General features: G+C 59.3%; 20 protein-coding genes. All 20 read left to right on the top strand.

The genetic code is table 11. The features are described 5' to 3' along the window. The first annotated feature begins 8 nt into the window (after positions 1-8). Entirely contained in the window at positions 9-629 is a 621-nt protein-coding gene (locus FPT12_RS04795; protein WP_145014882.1) for a pseudaminic acid biosynthesis-associated methylase, read from the top strand. After that, complete coding sequence (gene pseF / locus FPT12_RS04790) at positions 626-1,333, top strand: pseudaminic acid cytidylyltransferase (protein ID WP_145014881.1); 708 nt, start codon at positions 626-628, stop codon at positions 1,331-1,333. Before FPT12_RS04795 ends, pseF begins: the two co-directional genes overlap by 4 nt. Further along, positions 1,330-2,835, top strand: a complete 1,506-nt coding sequence (pseG, locus tag FPT12_RS04785) for a UDP-2,4-diacetamido-2,4,6-trideoxy-beta-L-altropyranose hydrolase (RefSeq protein WP_145014880.1) — start codon at positions 1,330-1,332, stop codon at positions 2,833-2,835. Before pseF ends, pseG begins: the two co-directional genes overlap by 4 nt. After that, positions 2,828-3,880, top strand: a complete 1,053-nt coding sequence (gene pseI, locus FPT12_RS04780; protein ID WP_145014879.1) for a pseudaminic acid synthase — start codon at positions 2,828-2,830, stop codon at positions 3,878-3,880. The genes pseG and pseI overlap by 8 nt, the downstream gene beginning before the upstream one ends. 226 nt (positions 3,881-4,106) lie before the next feature. Continuing rightward, a complete protein-coding gene (locus tag FPT12_RS04775; protein ID WP_103315602.1) occupies positions 4,107-5,033 on the top strand; it encodes a ketoacyl-ACP synthase III in 927 nt (308 codons plus the stop codon). Between the two features lie 81 nt (positions 5,034-5,114). After that, on the top strand, positions 5,115-6,407 hold the full coding sequence (locus FPT12_RS04770) for a motility associated factor glycosyltransferase family protein (RefSeq protein ID WP_145014878.1): 1,293 nt from the start codon (positions 5,115-5,117) through the stop codon (positions 6,405-6,407). After that, entirely contained in the window at positions 6,404-6,676 is a 273-nt protein-coding gene (locus tag FPT12_RS04765) for a hypothetical protein (RefSeq protein ID WP_145014877.1), read from the top strand. The genes FPT12_RS04770 and FPT12_RS04765 overlap by 4 nt, the downstream gene beginning before the upstream one ends. 250 nt (positions 6,677-6,926) lie before the next feature. Beyond that, positions 6,927-7,778, top strand: a complete 852-nt coding sequence (locus FPT12_RS04760) for a flagellin domain-containing protein (RefSeq protein ID WP_145014876.1) — start codon at positions 6,927-6,929, stop codon at positions 7,776-7,778. Between the two features lie 73 nt (positions 7,779-7,851). After that, positions 7,852-8,208 (top strand): flagellar protein FlaG, encoded by a 357-nt coding sequence (locus FPT12_RS04755; RefSeq protein ID WP_145014875.1) that lies wholly within the window; start codon positions 7,852-7,854, stop codon positions 8,206-8,208. Between the two features lie 83 nt (positions 8,209-8,291). After that, on the top strand, positions 8,292-9,704 hold the full coding sequence (gene fliD / locus FPT12_RS04750; RefSeq protein WP_145014874.1) for a flagellar filament capping protein FliD: 1,413 nt from the start codon (positions 8,292-8,294) through the stop codon (positions 9,702-9,704). Between the two features lie 129 nt (positions 9,705-9,833). Beyond that, complete coding sequence (gene fliS / locus FPT12_RS04745) at positions 9,834-10,229, top strand: flagellar export chaperone FliS (protein ID WP_145014873.1); 396 nt, start codon at positions 9,834-9,836, stop codon at positions 10,227-10,229. A 10-nt stretch (positions 10,230-10,239) separates the two neighbouring features. Then, on the top strand, positions 10,240-10,536 hold the full coding sequence (locus FPT12_RS04740) for a flagellar protein FliT (RefSeq protein WP_103315609.1): 297 nt from the start codon (positions 10,240-10,242) through the stop codon (positions 10,534-10,536). Positions 10,537-10,706: 170 nt separating this feature from the next. Beyond that, positions 10,707-12,182: a sigma-54 dependent transcriptional regulator gene (locus FPT12_RS04735; RefSeq protein ID WP_145014872.1), complete on the top strand. Its 1,476-nt coding sequence runs from the start codon at positions 10,707-10,709 to the stop codon at positions 12,180-12,182. 110 nt (positions 12,183-12,292) lie between these two features. After that, positions 12,293-13,510, top strand: a complete 1,218-nt coding sequence (locus FPT12_RS04730) for a PAS domain-containing sensor histidine kinase (protein WP_145014871.1) — start codon at positions 12,293-12,295, stop codon at positions 13,508-13,510. Then, positions 13,510-14,910: a sigma-54 dependent transcriptional regulator gene (locus FPT12_RS04725; protein WP_145014870.1), complete on the top strand. Its 1,401-nt coding sequence runs from the start codon at positions 13,510-13,512 to the stop codon at positions 14,908-14,910. Before FPT12_RS04730 ends, FPT12_RS04725 begins: the two co-directional genes overlap by 1 nt. A gap of 145 nt (positions 14,911-15,055) precedes the next feature. After that, on the top strand, positions 15,056-15,385 hold the full coding sequence (fliE, locus tag FPT12_RS04720; protein ID WP_123423330.1) for a flagellar hook-basal body complex protein FliE: 330 nt from the start codon (positions 15,056-15,058) through the stop codon (positions 15,383-15,385). Positions 15,386-15,399: 14 nt separating this feature from the next. Continuing rightward, positions 15,400-17,187 (top strand): flagellar basal-body MS-ring/collar protein FliF, encoded by a 1,788-nt coding sequence (gene fliF, locus FPT12_RS04715; protein WP_145014869.1) that lies wholly within the window; start codon positions 15,400-15,402, stop codon positions 17,185-17,187. Further along, positions 17,180-18,199 carry a flagellar motor switch protein FliG gene (fliG, locus tag FPT12_RS04710; RefSeq protein WP_145014868.1) on the top strand — a complete coding sequence of 340 codons (1,020 nt, stop codon included), beginning with the start codon at positions 17,180-17,182 and terminating at the stop codon, positions 18,197-18,199. The genes fliF and fliG overlap by 8 nt, the downstream gene beginning before the upstream one ends. Before the next feature lie 4 nt (positions 18,200-18,203). Then, positions 18,204-19,013 carry a flagellar assembly protein FliH gene (fliH, locus tag FPT12_RS04705; protein ID WP_145014867.1) on the top strand — a complete coding sequence of 270 codons (810 nt, stop codon included), beginning with the start codon at positions 18,204-18,206 and terminating at the stop codon, positions 19,011-19,013. Further along, a complete protein-coding gene (gene fliI / locus FPT12_RS04700; protein WP_145014866.1) occupies positions 19,003-20,361 on the top strand; it encodes a flagellar protein export ATPase FliI in 1,359 nt (452 codons plus the stop codon). The genes fliH and fliI overlap by 11 nt, the downstream gene beginning before the upstream one ends. Positions 20,362-20,367: the final 6 nt, after the last annotated feature.

The following is a 20,367-nucleotide window of genomic DNA, read 5'->3' as shown; positions in this document are numbered from 1 at the left end:
AATGTGTGATGCGCGAACTCAGTGAGCAGGAAAAATTCTGGCAGGGCGACTTCGGCAACCAGTACGTTGACCGTAACGTCGGCCAGCCTTTGGTGGCGGCCAACCTGGCCTTGTTTGCCAAGGCGTTGACCCGGGCCGGGCGGATTGAAAGCCTGGTGGAACTGGGCACCAACGCCGGCAATAACCTGCAGGCGCTGCGTCAGTTGTTGCCGCAGTGCGAGCTGTTTGGCGTGGAGATCAATGCCAGCGCGTGCGCCCAGGCGCAGGCGCTGGGGATTGCGCAGATCTGGCACGGTTCGTTGTTCGATTTTCCCCGCGAACGCACCTTTGACCTGACCCTGAGCAAAGGCGTACTGATTCACCTCGCGCCGCAGCTGCTGCCAGCGGCCTATGCGCAGCTGTATGAACTGAGCCGGCGCTACATCCTGATCGCCGAGTACTACAACCCGGCGCCGGTCGAGGTGTCGTATCGCGGTAACAGCGGCAAGTTGTTCAAGCGCGATTTTGCCGGTGAAATGCTTGATCGCTATGATGACTTGCAACTGGTGGATTACGGCTTTGGTTACCGCCGCGACCCGCAATTTCCGGTGGACGATATCACCTGGTTTCTTCTGGAAAAACGCCGTTGAGCAGCGTCGCCATCATCCCGGCCCGCGGTGGCAGCAAACGCATACCGCGCAAGAACCTCAAGCCGTTCGACGGCGTGCCGATGATTGCCCGCTCGATTAAAACCGCGCTCGATTCGGGGTTGTTCGCCCAGGTGGTGGTCAGCACCGACGATGACGAAATCGCCGACCTGGCTCGCTCCAGTGGTGCGCAGGTGCCGTTCGTGCGCCCGGCGGCGCTGGCCGACGACTTCACCGGTACGGCGGCGGTGATTGTCCATGCACTGGAAGAACTGCATCGACAGGGCCGCGACTTTGATTACGCCTGTTGCATTTACGCCACCGCGCCACTGCTGCAAGCGCGGTTTCTGCAACAGGGTTTGCAGCGTCTGGAACTGCACCCGGACAAGTCGTTCGCGTTCTCGGTGTGCGACTTCGGTTTTCCGCTGCAGCGTGCCTTGACCCTTGACGATCAGGGCGCCTTGAGCGCGTTGTACCCGGAATTTCGTAACACGCGCTCCCAGGATTTGCCGCCGGCCTATCAGGACGCCGGGCAGTTCTATTGGGGCCGCAGCAGTGCCTGGTTGCGCGGCGATGTGTTGTATTCAACCCAGAGCCTGCCGGTGATCCTGCCGCGCTATCTGGTGCAAGACATCGACACCCTCGAAGACTGGAAGCGCGCCGAGTACCTGTATGTGGCTCTGAAGGCTGGCGGTGAATTGCAATGAGAGTGCTGATCCGTGCCGACGCCTCGCCGACCATTGGCAGCGGCCACATCGCCCGCTGCCTGACCCTGGCCAGAGTCTTGCGCCGGATGGGTGTGCACGTGGCATTCGCCTGTCGCCGGTTGCCGGGGCATCGGCTCGACAGTCTTGCCGCTGAAGGCTTTGAAACCTTCGCACTGCCGGAGCGCTATCCCGACGAAGACCCGCAGCAAGCCATCGAGAGCATGTTGCCGTGGCAGGCGGACATCGCCGCGCTAGGGCAAGCACTGGGGCAGCAGGCGGCGTTCGACTGGATCATTGCCGACCATTACGGCCTCGATCACCACTGGCAGACTACCGCTCGTCGCTGGGCGCCACGGATCGGCGCAGTGGACGATCTGGCGACGCGTACCTATAGCGTCGATCTGCTGCTCAACCAGAATCTTTCCGGCACGCCAGAGGCCTATGCTTCGCTGCTTGCCCGCGGATGCCAGACGTTGCTTGGCCCGCGTTTCGCCATGCTGCGCGATGAATTCTGCTGCCCGGCGATCGAAATCAAACCCCGGGCCAAGCGCGTACTGGTTAACTTCGGGGGCTTCGATGCGGCGAGGCAGACTCACCATGCGATGCTCGCGTTGACTGATTTCCCTGAGCTGGAAGTCGACTTCGTCGCCGGTGCCGACAACCCGGCGTGGGAGCAGATGCAGGCGCTGACGGCCAGTCGCCCGAACTGGCGGTTACAGCGTTTTGTCAGCGACTTTTACCGGCTGATGACCGAAGCCGACCTGTTTATCGGTGCCGGTGGCGGCACCAGTTGGGAGCGGGCGGCCATGGGGCTGCCGACGATTTGTATTGCGGTGTCGAATAATCAACAGGCCAATGGCGAGGTCATGGCGACTTCGGGCGCCCATGTGTTCCTGGGCGCGCGGGAGCAGGTCAGCGTCGAGCAATTGCGCCAGGCCATCGGTTTTGTCGCAGGCAATCAGGGTTTGCGCCAGAGTCTGGCCGAGCGCTCTCGGCAATTGGTCGATGGCCGTGGCGCGCAGCGGGTCGCGGCAGCGCTGGTCGGTGCCGTGCTGCCGGTGCGCAAGGCAACGCAGAAGGATGCGCGCCTGTTGTTCGATGGTCGTAATGCCGAGGCGGTACGGCGCTGGTCGCTGGACAACCGCTGTATCGACTGGCAAGCGCACCAGGCCTGGCTGGCGGCGAGTTTGAGCAATGAGCAGCGCTTGCTGTTGATTGCCGAGGCCGGTGATGGCCCGGTTGGCGTGTTGCGCTACGACCTTCATGGGGTGAGCGCCGAAGTCTCGATTTATTTGTTCGAAGGCCGTTTCGGTCTGGGCTGGGGCAGGGCGTTGCTGGCCCGCGGCGAAGCCTTTGTGAGGGCCCATTGGCCGCAATTGCACACCATCACCGCGCAGGTGTTGCCTGCCAACCGGCCGTCGCTGAGCCTGTTTCGCGAAGCCGGTTTTATCCAGAGCGCTTGCGTGTTCACGCGCGTATTGAAGGAACACAGACATGACTAGCTTCAAGATTGGCGACCGGATGATCGGTGCCGATGCACCGCCATTCATCATCGCCGAGATGAGCGGCAACCATAATCATTCGCTGGAAGTCGCGTTGCAGATCGTCGAGGCCGCGGCCAGGGCCGGCGCGCATGCCTTGAAATTGCAAACCTACACCGCCGAGACCATGACCCTGGACCTGGATCAAGGTGAGTTTTTCATCAGGGACCCCAATAGCCTGTGGGCCGGCTCTTCGTTGTATGCGCTGTATGAGAAGGCGCATACGCCGTGGGAATGGCATGCACCGATCTTTGCCCGAGCCAAAGAGTTGGGCATGCTGGCGTTCTCGACGCCGTTCGATGACACGGCCGTGGATTTTCTCGAAAGTCTCGACGTGCCGGCCTACAAGATCGCCAGTTTCGAGAACACTGACCTGCCTCTGATTCGTCGGGTTGCCGCCACTGGCAAGCCACTGATCATTTCCACGGGTATGGCCAGCATTGCCGAGCTGGATGAGACCGTGCGCGCGGCACGTGCGGCCGGCTGCAAGGACCTGGTGCTGCTCAAGTGCACCAGCACCTACCCCGCCACGCCGGCCAACAGCAATGTGCGAACCATCCCGCACCTGCGCGAGCTGTTCGGTTGCGAAGTGGGGCTGTCCGACCATTCGATGGGCGTCGGGGTCTCGGTGGCGGCCGTGGCCCTTGGGGCGACGGTGGTGGAGAAACACTTCACCCTGGACCGGGCTGCCGGAGGCGTCGACGCGAGTTTCTCGCTGGAACCGTCCGAACTGGCCAGCCTGGTGGTCGAGACCGAGCGCGCCTGGCAGGCCATGGGCCGGGTGCATTATGGCGTCACCGAGGCCGAGCAGAAGTCGCTGGTGTATCGTCGTTCGCTGTACGTTGCCCAGGACATGGCCGCCGGCGAGGTGTTCACGTCACAGAACCTGCGAGCCATTCGCCCGGGGTTGGGACTGGCACCCAAACACGCTGAAAGCATTATCGGACGACGTGCACGCGGGCCTTTAAAGCGCGGCACAGCGCTGGCCTGGTCGCTGATCGAATGAGCGCTTGTGTGGCTGATTGCGCAAAATAGCGTGACCTGTGAGTCATAACGCGCATCTTCACTGTATTGTATTGATCGGAAAGATGGCGCCTGGCCGGTAACCGGCTCAGTGATAGCCCTTTAGGCTTTCTGTGGTTGCCCGTCGCGGGCAACGCCAAATCTATGTGTCGGCGCCCCTCGATTCGTGCGAACGGGGGTATTCAGCTGTTTATTATTGGGAAGCCGTAATGATTGGCATAAAGAGCATTGCGAGCTACGTACCTGTAGCCGGCGTGGACAATTACGCACAAGGTGCAAAATTCGAAAAGGATGAGGAATTCATCCTGGGCAAGATCGGTTCCGCTTTCCTGCCGCGTAAAGACGCCGGGCAGGAAACTTCGGACCTGTGTGTCGAAGCGGTCAATACGTTGTTTGCCAACAATCCGGCGCTCAAGCGCGAATCGATTGACGTGCTGATCGTCGTTACCCAGAACGGCGACGAAGAAGGTCTGCCGCACACTGCAGCGATCGTTCAGGACAAGCTCGGCCTGCCCACCACCGTTGCTGCCTTCGATATCTCCCTGGGCTGCTCCGGCTACGTGTACGGCATCTACGCGATCAAGGGCTTCATGGAAGCCGCGGGCCTGAAGAACGGCCTGTTGGTGACCGCCGACCCTTACTCGAAAATCGTCGACCCCGAAGACCGCAACACCACCATGCTGTTCGGTGATGCCGCCACCGCGACCTGGATGGGCGAAGATGCTCCGTGGCAGTTGGGCAAGGCCAAGTTCGGCACCGACGGTTCTGGTGCACCGCACCTGAAAGTCACTGACGGGGTGTTCTTCATGAACGGTCGTCAAGTGTTCAACTTTGCACTGCTGAAAGTCCCGGCGCATTTGCACGAGTTGCTCGACGAGTCCGGTCTGCACGCCGACGATATCGATGCGTTCTGCATTCACCAGGGCAGTGCGGCGATTGTTGATGCCGTGGCACGGCGATTTGAAGGTGATCCGGAGAAATTCATCAAGGACATGGTCGAGACCGGTAATACCGTGTCTTCGAGCATTCCGTTGTTGCTGGAAAAACACGTACTTGACGCCAAATGGAAGCGCGTTGCGCTGAGCGGTTTTGGTGTAGGACTCTCGTGGGGTTCGGCGATTATTTATCGTCCTTGAGCTAAATCCTGTGGCATAAAAATAGCGTCCAAGGTGTAACCTTGGACGCTATTTTTTTGCCTGAATGACAGCCGAGGCAGCATGAGCGACAGCGTTGAAGACAATTTTCAGGTGATAGAGCGTCGCTGGCCGGCGCTGCATGTACGGTTGATGACTGAAGACAGTGCGGCGGTACAGGCTGAGCTGGTGGAAGGTTTGGGGTCGACCCTGGGCATTGCCGGTATCCAGCTCACCAGTCGCCATGACCGTACGCGTGAAGCGCGGTTGCAAGCGGCCAGTCTGCCGCCGGCAAGCGAGGTGGTGCATATCTACGGCACAGGGCTGGGTGACTTGCAGTCAGTACTGCTTGAAAACGCCGAGCTGCAGCGTTTGTACGTGCATATCCTCAATGGCGCGATTTTCTCGTTGACGTTGCAGTTGCTCGATCAGCGGCACTGGCTCAGTGATTCACGGGTCGAGTTGATCTATGCCGGCGACTTGTCGGACATCCACCTGCCGTTTTTTGCATTACCGTCCGAGATGCTGCTGGCAGATGATTTCAATGCCAAGATTCGGGATCGGCTGATCAGCGAAGTGCACCTTACCTTCAATAATCGTGAGTTCGATCCGCAGTCTCCAGCGATCATTGAGCGGCTGGAGGAGAGTCGTGAGCTCGTCAGCAGTGATCGCGATGTGGCCGAGTTGTTCGCGACGTGTACCGGTCGGGAAGTCTATGTGATCGGCACAGGGCCAAGTCTCGAGCTGCATTTCGATCAGCTCCGGGCGATACGCGAGCGTGATCAGCGGCCGTTATTCATCAGTGTCGATACGGCGTACCGCCCATTGCGCGAGCACGGCATCCGGCCGGATCTGGTGGTCAGTATCGACCGACGCATCAGCTTCAGGCACTTGCCGCCGGAGGATACCGGCAACATCCCTTTGGTGTACCTGCCAATGAGCGACCCACAGGTGTTGAAGGCCTGGCAGGGCACGCGTTACGTCGGGTATTCCGCCAGCCCGGTCTATGCCGCTATGCGCCAGGAGATCAGCAAGGCTGAACTGTATGTCGGTGGCAGCGTGATTCATCCTGCCGTGGATCTGGCGGTGAAGATGGGGGCGGACCGGATTACCCTGTTCGGTGCCGACTTTGCGTTCCCGATGAACAAAACCCATGCCGGCTGGAACGATGGTGATCTGGGGCCGGGGGTGAACCTGGCCAAGCACTGGGTGCTTGATGGGCATGGGGTGCGGGTCAGGACGCAGTTGAACTTCCGCAGTTATCTGTGTGAACTGGAGCGCTACATCGCCGGGCATCCGCAGGTGCGCTTTTTTAACAGCAGCCGGGCAGGGGCGATGATCGTGGGAACGACGTTCAATCAGGAGTTCGTGCAATGAGCGAGCTTGCACAATGTGTCATCGATTGTCGGCAGTGCGCCGGGTTGTTTCGTCTCGGGCGCGACGTCGAGGCTGCGCTGACCATGGTCGATGTGTTCGATAAGGTGCAGTACCTGCTTTGTCGGGCCCCTGAAGATATCCAGTTGCAGTGGGCGCAATTGCTCATGTCGATGCTGGCCTCTCAGGAAGCGCAGGACTGGCTGGGGTTGGCCGACACCATGGAGTATGAATTGATCGACTTGCTGGAGGCGAGTCACGCTCACTTCTGAACAGTACGCTGCCGGCCGAGGCGACCCTTTCGCTTCTCTGTTTTCGGCAATTTCCTGACGTCATTTTTTCTCTCGTGGGTCTCGTGCAGGCCTTTGTTTTCGCGGGGGTGGCAGTGTGATGGCAATTTTTTTCAAAAAAGCCCTCAAGCAACCTGCAATCGCGACGATAACTACTACGAAGGTTCTCTAGGCCACACCCGGCGGTTGCCAGGGCCGGAAGCCGCAGTACCCAACCAACGAGGAACTCACCATGTCTTTAGGCGTAAACACTAACGTCGCTTCTCTGTCTGTTCAGAAAAACCTGAACAATGCCGCTAACGCGCTGCAGACCTCCATGACTCGCCTGTCTTCCGGCCTGAAAATCAACAGCGCCAAAGACGACGCTGCCGGCCTGCAGATCGCTACTCGTATGAGCAGCCAAATCCGCGGTCAGACCGTAGCTATCAAAAACGCCAACGACGGTATCTCGATGGCTCAGACCGCTGAAGGCGCTCTGCAAGAGACCACCAACATTCTGCAACGTATGCGTGAACTGGCTGTCCAGGCACGTAACGGCACCAACGGCACTGCTGACCAGACCGCGACCAACGCGGAATTCACTCAGATGTCCGACGAGCTGACTCGTATCTCCCAGAGCACCAACCTGAACGGCAAAAACCTGCTGGACGGTTCCGCTGGCAGCATGACCCTGCAAGTGGGTTCCAACACCGGTACTGCTAACCAGATCACCCTGACCCTGAGCAGCAAGTTCGACGCCGTCAGCCTGTCGGTAGGCAGCGGTACTACTGTTCTGACCGGTGCTACCAGTGCTACTGCTGCTACCAACATCGACGGCGCAATCACCGCAATCGACGCTGCAATCGCCTCCGTTGGTGCTGTTCGTGCAAACCTCGGTGCTTCGCAAAACCGTCTGACCAGCACCATCTCCAACCTGCAGAACGTCAACGAAAACGCCACTGCTGCACTGGGTCGCGTACAAGATACCGACTTCGCAGCAGAAACTGCTCAGCTGACCAAGCAGCAAACCCTGCAGCAAGCTTCCACTTCGGTTCTGGCTCAAGCCAACCAACTGCCTTCCGCTGTACTGAAGCTGCTTCAGTAATTTCGGATTGAGTTTTGGCGGGGGAGTGTGCTGGTCGCGCTCTCTCGCCTTTTTACGTTAAGAGGTGATGGATATGGACATGAGCGTGAAGCTGAACTTGTCTTACCCGACTGCTCAGCCGGCAAGTACGACGGTCGATAAAGCGGCTGCAGCACCTCGTAGCAGTAATGACAGCGTTCAGGCTGTGGCTGGAAGCAAGGACGCGGACGCGCAGAAGCTGAAACTGGCCGTGCAAGAGATCGAGAAGTTCGTACAGTCGATCAAGCGCAACCTGGAGTTCTCTATCGATGAGGCTTCCGGCAGGGTGGTCGTGAAGGTGATTGCCACCGAATCAGGTGAAGTGGTGCGACAAATCCCTTCCGAAGAGGCGTTGAAGCTGGCGGACAGTCTGAATTCGGCGAGCAACGTGCTGTTCGACGCAAAAGCCTGACAACTGGCATGAATAGTGGTTGCACGTTCATTTGACGGCGTGAGTGGTCAAAAGACTGGCGACTGACAGAAAGGGAGATGCACATGGCAAGTCCAATTTTACCGGGTACAGGTCTGGGTTCCGGCCTGGATATCGGTTCGATCGTTACAGCGTTGGTCAACAGTGACAAGTCGGCCAAGCAGACTCAGATCACCACTCAAGGCACGCTCAATACCTCGAAAATTTCCGGTGTGGGTTCGCTCAAAAGTGCTTTGGCCGCTTATCAGGCTGCCATGGACAAACTGAACAGCTCGACAAGTCCGGCGTTTTCGGGTTTTTCGGCAACCTCGTCGACTCCGGCGACCTTGACCGTGACCTCTGATAACACTGCGGTCAACGGTACTTACAACATTAAAGTCAACAACCTGGCGACCGGTTCCAAAGTGGCCAGTGCTTCATTTGCAGGCGGTGCTGCCAGTGCCATTCCGAGTGGTACTTTGAATATCAGTCAAAATGGCACTGCCTATAACGTCACTATCCCGTCTGGTGCGACGCTGCAGTCCACTCGCGATGCGATCAACACCACGCTGGCAGCCCAGGGCATCACCGCCAACATCGTCACTGACAGTAGCGGTTCGCGTCTGGTGATCGGGTCGACTACAACGGGCGCAGGCTCGGATCTGACGGTCAGTGGTATTGCCGGTCTGGCAATCGACGGCACCCAGGTGATGGGCGCGAACCCTGGTCCGACCAGTTCCGGTACGATCAATGCGCTGGCTACTGATGCAAGCCTGACTGTTGATGGTCTGGCAGTGACCAGCAAAACCAACACCGTCAGCCAGGCTGTGGGCGGCTTGAGCATGACGCTGGTTGCAGCGGGCACCTCGACGGTGACTGTGGCGACCAACACCAGCGGTTTGCAGACGTCGATACAGTCGTTCGTCGACGCCTATAACACGCTGGTGAAAACGGTCACCTCGCTGACCCAGGCCTCGGCCGATGCCAATGGCAAGCTGACTGTTTCTGCGGCACTGACCGGTGACTCGATGCCTCGTTCACTGATTGCCGATATTCGCAGTCAGTTGGTGACTCCTGGGCCTGGGGGGCAGTTGGCGGTGCTGGCGCAATTGGGTATCACGACCGATCAGAAGCTCGGTACGCTGAACTTTGACTCCACCAAGTTCACCGCTGCGATGACTACCCAGGGATTGAGTAGTCAGGTTCAGACGCTGTTCACCGGCACCAACAGCACCAATGGTCTGCTGGCCCGAATGGGTACGGCGATCAAGCCTTACTTGCAGACCGGTGGCATTCTGGATCAGCGCACCACCAGCCTGAACAAGCAGAAAAGCGATCTGACCAATCAGCAGGCGGCGCTGGATTTGCGGGTTACCACTCTGACCGCGACGTTGACTGCCAAGTACAATGCAATGGATCTGTTGGTCGGGCAGATGAAGGCGACGTCGACCAGTATCACCTCGTTCTTCACGTCCTTGAACGCGCAGAAGTCTGGCTAGTCTTGAGCGGGCGCCAAAAACCCGGCTGTGTTTTTAACACGCCGGGTTTTTGCCTTTTGAATTTAAAGTTTTTTGACTCGTAGACGATACATTGGTTATACGAGCCCTTGAGTTGTGATGAGGTAGAGCATGAATCCGATGTTAGCCCTTCGGCAATATCAGAAAATTGGAGCACAGGCCCAAACCTCCGAAGCCAGTCCGCACCGGTTGGTGCAGATGTTGATGGAAGGTGGGCTGGATCGTATTGCTCAGGCCAAAGGCGCCATGGAGCGCAAGGATATTCCGGGCAAAGGTGTATTCATCAGCAAGGCCATCGGCATCATCGGCGGCCTGCGTGAAGGTCTGGACCTTGAAAACAAGGCTGATGAGGTGGGGGAGCTGGATAACCTCTACGTCTACATGATGAAGCGTCTGGCAGAGGCCAATATCAAGAGCGATCCGAAGATCCTCGACGAGGTCACCGATTTGCTGGGTACGGTCAAAGAAGGCTGGGATGCCATCGCAGCGCCAGGTCCGCAGTTTTAAGGAGATCACCATGAGTCTTGTACTGCAGCGTATCGAACAAACCCGTGAAGCGCTGGTCGATGCACTGGCCGAGCGTAACTGGGAAGCTATCGGTCAATTGGACCTGGATTGCCGTTCCTGCATGGAAGACGTCTTGAGTGAGGCTTCGCTGGATGAGGTGGCGTTACGCGATAACCTTGAGGAGCTGCTGGGGGTTTATCGGCAGTTGCTGGAGGCGGCGACGGGAGAGCGTCAGGCAATATTCGATGAGATGTCACAGATCCATCAAGCACAGAGCGCGGCAAAGGTTTACCATCTGTTCGGTTAATCCTCAGTTAATCCGACCGTGACGCGTCATAAATTTGACTATGCACGGTTTTTTGACTTAACTAGTGGCTGTTTGAAGATTTCAGGCGTCTATCAGGCTTAACGTGCCTGCAAGCGTCTAGCTTGCCCACTCATTTCGGGCATTGAGTTGACTACGGAAGTTGCTATTGCATGTGGCGTGAAACCAAAATTCTGCTGATTGATGACGATAGCGTCCGCCGCCGCGACCTGGCGGTGATTTTAAATTTTCTGGGCGAAGAAAATTTACCCTGCGGTAGCCATGACTGGCAGCAGGCAGTCGGCTCTTTGTCATCAAGTCGTGAAGTTATTTGCGTCCTTATCGGGACGGTAAATGCACCTGGCTCTCTTCCGGGCCTGTTAAAGACACTCGCTACCTGGGATGAGTTCCTTCCGGTTTTGTTAATGGGCGATAATTCTTCCATTGACCTGCCGGAAGACCAGCGTCGCCGGGTGCTTTCCACGCTGGAAATGCCGCCCAGCTACAGCAAGTTGCTCGACTCCCTGCATCGCGCCCAGGTTTATCGCGAGATGTACGACCAGGCCCGCGAGCGCGGTCGTCACCGTGAACCCAATCTTTTCCGTAGTCTTGTCGGCACCAGTCGGGCGATTCAACACGTCCGCCAGATGATGCAGCAAGTGGCCGACACCGATGCCAGCGTGCTGATCCTTGGTGAGTCCGGCACGGGCAAGGAAGTGGTCGCGCGTAACCTGCACTATCACTCCAAGCGGCGCGACGCGCCGTTCGTGCCGGTCAACTGCGGTGCGATCCCGGCCGAACTGCTGGAAAGCGAACTGTTCGGCCATGAGAAGGGCGCCTTTACCGGGGCCATCACCAGCCGTGCCGGGCGTTTTGAGCTGGCCAACGGCGGTACGCTGTTTCTCGACGAGATCGGCGACATGCCATTGCCGATGCAGGTCAAACTGCTGCGGGTATTGCAGGAGCGCACCTTCGAGCGCGTGGGGAGCAACAAGACCCAGAGCGTCGACGTGCGGATCATCGCTGCGACCCACAAAAATCTCGAAAGCATGATCGAGGTCGGCAGCTTCCGTGAGGATTTGTACTACCGCCTCAATGTTTTCCCGATCGAGATGGCGCCGCTGCGTGAGCGTGTCGAAGACATTCCGTTGCTGATGAACGAGTTGATCTCGCGCATGGAGCACGAGAAGCGCGGTTCCATTCGCTTCAACTCGGCAGCAATCATGTCGCTGTGCCGTCATGGCTGGCCGGGTAACGTCCGTGAACTGGCCAACCTGGTCGAGCGCATGGCGATCATGCACCCGTACGGCGTGATCGGCGTGGTCGAATTGCCGAAGAAATTCCGTTATGTCGATGATGAAGACGAGCAACTGGTCGATAGTTTGCGCAGCGATCTTGAAGAGCGGGTAGCCATCAATGGCCATACCCCGGACTTCACCGCTAACGCCATGCTGCCGCCAGAAGGTCTGGACCTCAAAGACTACCTCGGTGGCCTGGAACAGGGCCTGATTCAGCAGGCACTGGATGATGCCAATGGCATCGTGGCGCGTGCCGCCGAGCGCCTGCGCATTCGCCGTACCACTCTGGTCGAGAAGATGCGCAAGTACGGCATGAGCCGTCGCGAAGGTGATGAACAGGCGGATGATTGACGCCTGTTTTTCAACTCACTGAATAATGGGCGGTTTTTTTTAGGCACGGGTATTGCTACGTCCCTCGCAACGTTCCGTTTAACTGACGGTCAGCCAAGCGAGAGAACACGATGTCCCACGCCGCCCAAGTGTCTCCTGTCTCCGAAGTCTCGGGGCAATCGCCCTCTGTAGAGCAGGCAAGTCGGCTTGGCCTTGAGCAGGCGTTCGCGCTGTTCAATCAGATGTCGAGCCAACTGACCGATTCCTACAGCATGCTTGAAGCCCGGGTCACCGAGCTCAAGGGCGAACTGGCAGTGGTCAGTGCTCAGCGCATGCAAGAGCTGGCCGAAAAAGAACGCCTGGCCAACCGGCTGCAAAACCTTCTCGACTTGTTGCCTGGTGGCGTCATCGTCATTGACGCCCACGGGATGGTGCGCGAAGCCAATCCGGCGGCCTGCGAGCTGCTGGGTCTACCGCTCGAAGGCGAGTTGTGGCGTCATGTCATTGCCCGTTGCTTTGCTCCACGCGAAGACGATGGTCATGAAATTTCCCTGAAGGATGGTCGACGTCTGTCGATTGCCACGCGCTCGCTGGATGCCGAGCCGGGGCAGTTGGTGCTGCTCAACGACCTGACCGAAACCCGGCACCTGCAGGATCAATTGGCTCGCCATGAACGCTTGTCGTCCCTCGGCCGGATGGTCGCCTCCCTGGCTCATCAGATTCGCACGCCGCTGTCCGCGGCATTGCTGTATGCCAGTCATTTGACTGAGCAAGAGCTGCCGGTCGCTACCCAGCAACGCTTTGCCGGGCGTTTGAAAGAACGCCTGCATGAGCTCGAACATCAGGTGCGGGATATGCTGGTGTTTGCTCGCGGAGAACTGCCGTTGACTGATCGCCTGACGCCAGGGGCGCTTCTGCAATCGCTGCAAGCGGCGGCATTGACGCATGTCCAGGATTATCCGGTGCGCTGGCAGTGCGACAGTCATGCCGGGGAGTTGCTGTGTAATCGCGACACGCTGGTCGGCGCGCTGCTGAACCTGATTGAAAATGCGATTCAGGCCAGTGCTGGCGATGTCCGTCTGAAGGTCCATCTATACACCCGTAAAAACACCCTTCGGCTGTGCGTCAGCGATAACGGCGGCGGTATCGACCCCACTGTGCTGGCGCGTCTGGGTGAGCCGTTTTTTACGACTAAAACCACCGGCACCGGCCTTGGCCTGACCGTGGTCAAGGCGGTGGCTCGTGCTCATCAGGGAGAATTGCAGCTGCGCTCGCGGCCAGGCCGCGGTACGTGTGCAGTGGTGGTCTTGCCGTTGTTTTCCAGCGCTCAAGGAGTGGAAAGAGGCTGATGGCAATCAAGGTTTTACTGGTCGAAGATGACCGCTCGCTGCGCGAAGCATTGGCGGATACGCTGCTGCTGGCCGGTCATGATTACACCTCAGTGGGCTCGGCCGAAGACGCACTGGAGGCTGTGGCGAGCGAGTCATTCAATCTGGTGGTCAGTGACGTCAACATGCCGGGCATGGATGGTCATCAGTTGTTGGGTTTGTTGCGAATTCGCCAGCCGCAATTGCCGGTGTTGCTGATGACCGCTCATGGCGCGGTTGAGCGCGCCGTCGATGCGATGCGTCAGGGAGCGGCAGACTATCTGGTCAAACCGTTCGAGCCCAAGGCGTTGCTGGATCTGGTGTCGCGCCATGCCCTGGGGTGCCTCGGTGCCGCAGAGGGCGAAGGTCCGGTAGCGTTCGAGCCGGCCAGTGCGCAGTTGCTTGAGCTGGCAGCCCGTGTGGCGCGCAGTGATTCGACGGTATTGATCTCGGGTGAGTCGGGCACCGGCAAAGAGGTGCTGGCGCGTTACATCCACCAGCACTCGCGTCGCGCCAGTCAGCCGTTCATTGCAATCAATTGCGCGGCGATCCCGGACAACATGCTCGAGGCGACGCTGTTCGGGCATGAGAAAGGCTCGTTCACCGGCGCTATTGCGGCTCAGGCCGGCAAGTTCGAGCAAGCTGATGGCGGGACCATTCTGCTCGACGAAATTTCCGAAATGCCCCTGGGGCTTCAGGCCAAGTTGCTGCGCGTGTTGCAGGAGCGTGAAGTCGAGCGTGTGGGCGCGCGCAAGCCGATTGCGCTGGATATCCGGGTGGTGGCGACCACGAATCGTGATCTGGCGGGCGAAGTGGCGGCGGGGCGCTTTCGTGAAGATCTTTACTATCGTCTGTCGGTGTTTCCGCTGGCCTGGCGTCCGTTGCGTGAACGCACTGCCGATATTTTGCCGCTGGCCGAGCGTCTGCTGGCCAAGCACGTCAATAAAATGAAGCATGCCGCCGCCAGGCTGTCGCCGGAAGCTCAGGCTTGCCTGATCGGTTATCCATGGCCGGGCAACGTGCGTGAGCTGGACAACGCCATTCAGCGGGCGCTGATTTTGCAGCAGGGTGGTTTGATTCAGCCGCAGGACTTTTGCCTTGCGGGGCCGGTCGCTTGCGCGCCACTGCCGGCATTGGCGCCGGTTCCGATGCCGTCACGCATGCTCGAAGTCGAGGCGCCGCAAGGCGATTCAGCGGGCGCGCTGGGCGATGACCTGCGGCGTCGCGAGTTTCAGATGATCATCGATACCTTGCGTTCCGAGCGCGGGCGGCGCAAGGAAGCGGCCGAGCGCCTGGGTATCAGCCCGCGGACCTTGCGCTACAAGCTGGCGCAAATGCGCGATGCGGGAATGGATGTCGAGGCGCATCTGTTTTCCGCGTAAGGGTTTGCCATGTAAGTCGTCCGCCTGCAAAGCCTCGAATGGGCTTTTCTCAAGTGTCGCCATGGAGCTGGCACCCTTGTTGCTAACACCACTCTATCCGCCGAGTGAGTGTCAAAAAATTGCGGGTCGTCAGAGAGAGTAGACCATGAGCCAAGGTATTGAATTTAATCGCTTGATGTTGGACATGCGGTCCATGCAAATGGACGCCATGGCTCAGCCGAAAGCGGCAGTCGCGGTGCCGGAAATGGGCGGTAGCAGCTTTTCCGACATGCTCGGTAAGGCCGTCAACAAGGTCAATGACACCCAACAGGCTTCGAACCAACTGGCCAATGCGTTCGAAATTGGCAAAAGCGGCGTCGACCTGACAGATGTAATGATTTCCTCGCAGAAGGCCAGCGTGTCTTTCCAGGCGTTGACCCAAGTGCGTAACAAGCTGGTACAGGCATACCAAGACATCATGCAGATGCCGGTCTAAGGAAGTATTGAGTCATGGCAGAAGCAGTCGCCGATAACGTTCCGGCCAAGGTCACGCCAGCAGACGGCAAACCGCCGTTGTTTGGTCTGTCCTTCCTGGAAAACCTCTCCGAGATGACCATGCTGCGTCAGGTGGGCCTGTTGGTTGGCCTGGCTGCGAGTGTGGCAATTGGTTTTGCCGTGGTGCTGTGGTCGCAGCAACCCGACTATCGGCCGCTGTACGGCAGCCTTGCCGGTATGGACGCCAAGCAGGTCATGGAAACCCTGGCCGCTGCCGACATTCCCTACACCGTTGAACCCAACTCCGGTGCCTTGCTGGTCAAGGCCGATGATGTGGCGCGTGCGCGGCTCAAGCTCGCCGCTGCTGGTGTCACTCCCAGCGACGGCAACATCGGTTTTGAAATCCTCGACAAGGACCAGGGTCTGGGGACCAGTCAGTTCATGGAGGCGACCCGTTACCGTCGCGGCCTTGAGGGTGAACTGGCGCGGACCATTTCCAGTCTGAACAACGTCAAGGGTGCCCGAGTGCACCTGGCGATTCCGAAAAGCTCGGTATTCGTGCGTGACGAACGCAAGCCCAGCGCATCGGTACTGGTCGAGCTTTATTCAGGCCGTTCGCTGGAGCCAGGTCAGGTCATGGCCATCATCAACCTGGTGGCGACCGCCGTTCCCGAGTTGAGCAAGTCGCAGATCACTGTCGTCGACCAGAAGGGCACCTTGCTCTCCGATCAGGCGGAAAACTCCGAACTGACCATGGCCGGCAAGCAATTCGATTACAGCCGCCGCATGGAAAGCATGCTCACCCAGCGCGTGCACAATATTCTGCAGCCGGTGCTGGGTAACGATCGCTACAAGGCTGAAGTCTCCGCTGACGTGGATTTCAGCGCGGTCGAGTCGACCTCGGAGCAATTCAACCCGGATCAGCCGGCGCTGCGCAGCGAGCAGTCGACGACCGAACAGCGCACGGCCAGCAACGGCCCGCAAGGCGTTCCCGGAGCTCTGAGCAATCAACCGCCATCGCCGGCTTCTGCACCACAAACCACCGGTGGCTCAAGCGCTTCCGCTGGCATGGTGCAGCCGGGTCAGCCACTGCTGGATGCCAACGGCCAGCAAATCATGGACCCGGCAACCGGTCAGCCGATGCTGGCACCGTACCCGGCAGACAAGCGTCAGCAATCCACCAAGAACTTCGAACTCGACCGTTCCATCAGTCACACCAAGCAACAGCAGGGCCGTTTGAGTCGCCTCTCGGTTGCGGTTGTTGTGGATGACCAGGTCAAGGTCAACGCGGCCAACGGTGAAACCACCCGTGCACCGTGGAGCGCCGATGAATTGGCGCGCTTCACGCGTCTGGTGCAGGACGCCGTCGGTTTTGATGCCAGCCGTGGCGACAGCGTCAGCGTGATCAACGTGCCGTTCTCGGCCGAGCGTGGCGAAGTCATCGCCGACATTCCGTTTTACTCGCAGCCCTGGTTCTGGGATGTGGTGAAACAGGTTCTCGGCGTGCTGTTCATCCTGGTGCTGGTGTTCGGCGTGCTGCGTCCGGTGCTCAACAACATCACCGGCGGCGGTAAAGGCAAGCAACTGGCGGGTCTGGGCAGCGATATGGAGCTCGGTGGCATGGGCGGCATGGACGGCGAACTGGCCAACGACCGCGTCAGTCTCGGTGGCCCGCAAAGTATTCTGCTGCCTAGCCCGAGCGAAGGCTATGACGCACAGTTGAACGCAATCAAGAGCCTGGTGGCCGAAGACCCGGGTCGTGTGGCTCAGGTCGTGAAAGAGTGGATTAACGCAGATGAGTGATAACCGAGCCGCTATCGCCAAACTCACCCGGGTCGACAAAGCCGCGATTCTGCTGCTGTCCCTGGGTTCAACCGATGCTGCGCAAGTGCTGCGCCACATGGGGCCTAAAGAGGTCCAGCGTGTGGGTGTGGCCATGGCGCAAATGGGCAACGTGCACCGCGAGCAGGTCGAGCAGGTGATGAGCGAGTTCGTCGACATCGTCGGCGATCAGACCAGCCTCGGCGTCGGCTCCGATGACTATGTGCGCAAGATGCTCACCCAGGCGCTGGGCGAAGACAAGGCCAACGGCCTGATCGACCGTATCCTGCTGGGTGGCAACACCAGCGGCCTGGACAGCCTGAAGTGGATGGAGCCGCGTGCGGTGGCGGACGTGATCCGTTACGAGCACCCGCAGATCCAGGCCATCGTCGTGGCGTATCTCGACCCGGATCAGGCTGGCGAAGTGCTCGGCAACTTCGACCATAAAGTACGTCTGGATATTATTTTGCGCGTGTCTTCACTGAACACCGTGCAGCCCGCCGCGCTGAAAGAGCTGAACCAGATTCTCGAGAAGCAATTCTCCGGCAACTCCAACGCCGCGCGCACCACCCTGGGTGGTATCAAGCGTGCAGCCGACATCATGAACTTCCTCGACAGCTCGATCGAAGGCCAACTGATGGACTCGATCCGCGAAGTCGACGAAGACCTGTCCGGTCAGATCGAAGACCTCATGTTTGTGTTCAACAACCTGTCCGACGTCGATGACCGCGGAATTCAGGCATTGCTGCGCGAAGTGTCCTCGGACGTGCTGGTGCTGGCCCTCAAGGGCTCGGACGAAGGCGTCAAGGAAAAGATCTTCAAGAACATGTCCAAGCGTGCGGCCGAATTGCTCCGCGACGACTTGGAGGCCAAAGGCCCGGTACGCGTCAGCGACGTCGAAACCGCACAGAAAGAAATCCTCACCATTGCCCGCCGTATGGCCGAAGCCGGAGAAATCGTTCTCGGCGGCAAGGGCGGCGAGGAAATGATTTAACGCTATGGCATCCAAGAGTGATGAGTCGCCCACCGACCTGATCCGTGCGCGTGATGTCCGCGGTTTTGATATCTGGTCGTTGCCCAGCTTCGACCCGCACGTCCCGGAGCCTGAACCCGAGCCTGAGCCCGAGCCGCCGGAGATGGAGGAGGTGCCGCTGGAGGAAGTCCAGCCACTGACCCTCGAGGAACTCGAAAGCATTCGTCAGGAAGCCTACAACGAAGGCTTTGCCACCGGCGAGCGAGAAGGTTTTCACAGCACCACGCTCAAGGTTCGTCAGGAAGCTGACGTGGCCCTGAGTGCGAAGCTCGCCAGCCTTGAATTGCTGATGGGCAATCTGTTCGAACCGATTGCCGAGCAGGATACGCAGATCGAGAAGTCTCTGGTCGGGCTGGTCCGGCACATTGCCAAACAGGTGATTCAGCGCGAACTGGCCATCGATTCGACGCAAATCGAGCATGTCATGCGCGAAGCCCTGAAATTGCTGCCGTTGGGCGTCGGGAATGTGCGTCTGTACATCAATCCGCAGGACTTCGAGCTGGTCAAGGCATTGCGCGAGCGCCATGAAGAGACCTGGCGCATCGTCGAAGACGAAGCCATGTTGCCAGGCGGATGCCGGGTCGAGACCGAGCACAGCCGAATCGACGCGACCGTAGAAACCCGTATCACGCAAATCATGGCCAAGCTGTTCGATCAATTGCACGATCAGGCGCTGCATCCGGCCGAGGCGGATTTGACGCTGGAGCTTCCCGTCAGTGAAAAACCGTCTGCCCCAGTGTTTGAACCAGAGCCGGAAGTCGCTGATGCGCCTTGATCGCACCAGCTTTGGCAAACGCCTCAGTACTTATGCGCAGGCCACCGAGTTGCCCGGTCAGCCGATCCTCGAAGGGCGCTTGCTGCGCATGGTCGGCCTGACGCTTGAAGCCGAGGGCCTGCGCGCCGCCATGGGCAGCCGTTGCATGGTGATCAACGACGACAGTTATCACCCGGTACAGGTCGAAGCCGAAGTCATGGGCTTCTCTGGCGGTAAGGTGTTTCTGATGCCGGTCGGCAGTGTCGCCGGCATCGCCCCGGGCGCCAGGGTTGTGCCTTTGGCCGATGCCGGGCGCTTGCCGATGGGCATGAGCATGCTCGGACGGGTACTGGATGGCGCCGGCCGTGCGCTGGACGGCAAGGGCGGAATGAAAGCCGAAGACTGGGTGCCGATGGATGGTCCGACCATCAACCCGCTCAAGCGCGACCCCATCAGCCAGCCGCTGGACGTGGGCATTCGCTCCATCAACGGATTATTGACAGTCGGTCGCGGTCAGCGCCTCGGCCTCTTCGCCGGCACCGGCGTCGGCAAGAGTGTGCTGCTGGGCATGATGACCCGCTTCACCGAAGCCGACATCATCGTGGTCGGGCTGATTGGCGAGCGGGGTCGCGAGGTCAAGGAGTTCATCGAGCACATCCTCGGTGAAGAGGGGCTCAAGCGTTCCGTGGTGGTGGCGTCTCCGGCGGACGATGCGCCGCTGATGCGTCTGCGCGCCGCGATGTATTGCACGCGAATCGCCGAGTATTTCCGTGACAAGGGCAAGAACGTCCTGTTGCTGATGGACTCTCTTACCCGTTTTGCTCAGGCACAACGGGAAATCGCGCTGGCCATCGGCGAGCCGCCTGCGACCAAGGGTTATCCGCCCTCGGTATTCGCCAAACTGCCGAAACTGGTGGAGCGTGCCGGTAATGCCGAGGCGGGCGGCGGTTCGATCACCGCGTTTTATACGGTGTTGTCCGAAGGCGACGATCAGCAGGATCCGATCGCCGACGCCGCGCGGGGCGTGCTCGACGGGCACATCGTCCTGTCGCGGCGCCTGGCGGAAGAGGGGCACTACCCGGCGATCGACATCGAGGCGTCCATCAGCCGGGTCATGCCGTCGGTGGTCAGCCCGGAGCACATGACCCGTGCGCAGTACTTCAAGCAGCTGTGGTCGCGTTATCAGCAAAGTCGCGACCTGATCAGCGTCGGCGCCTATGTGGCGGGCGGCGATCGGGAAACCGATCTGGCGATCTCGTTGCAGCCGCAGTTGGCCAAGTACTTGCGTCAGGGCCTGAACGACAGCATCAACCTGGGCGAGAGCGAGGCATACCTTGGCTCGATCTTCGCCCCGGCGGCTGGCGGCTAACACCTT

This window comes from Pseudomonas sp. H3(2019), from assembly GCF_007713465.1.
In the GTDB taxonomy this organism is placed as follows: Bacteria; Pseudomonadota; Gammaproteobacteria; order Pseudomonadales; family Pseudomonadaceae; genus Aquipseudomonas.
The sequence above is the reverse complement of the archived record's forward strand: the minus strand, read 5'-3'. Positions and strand labels throughout refer to the sequence as shown.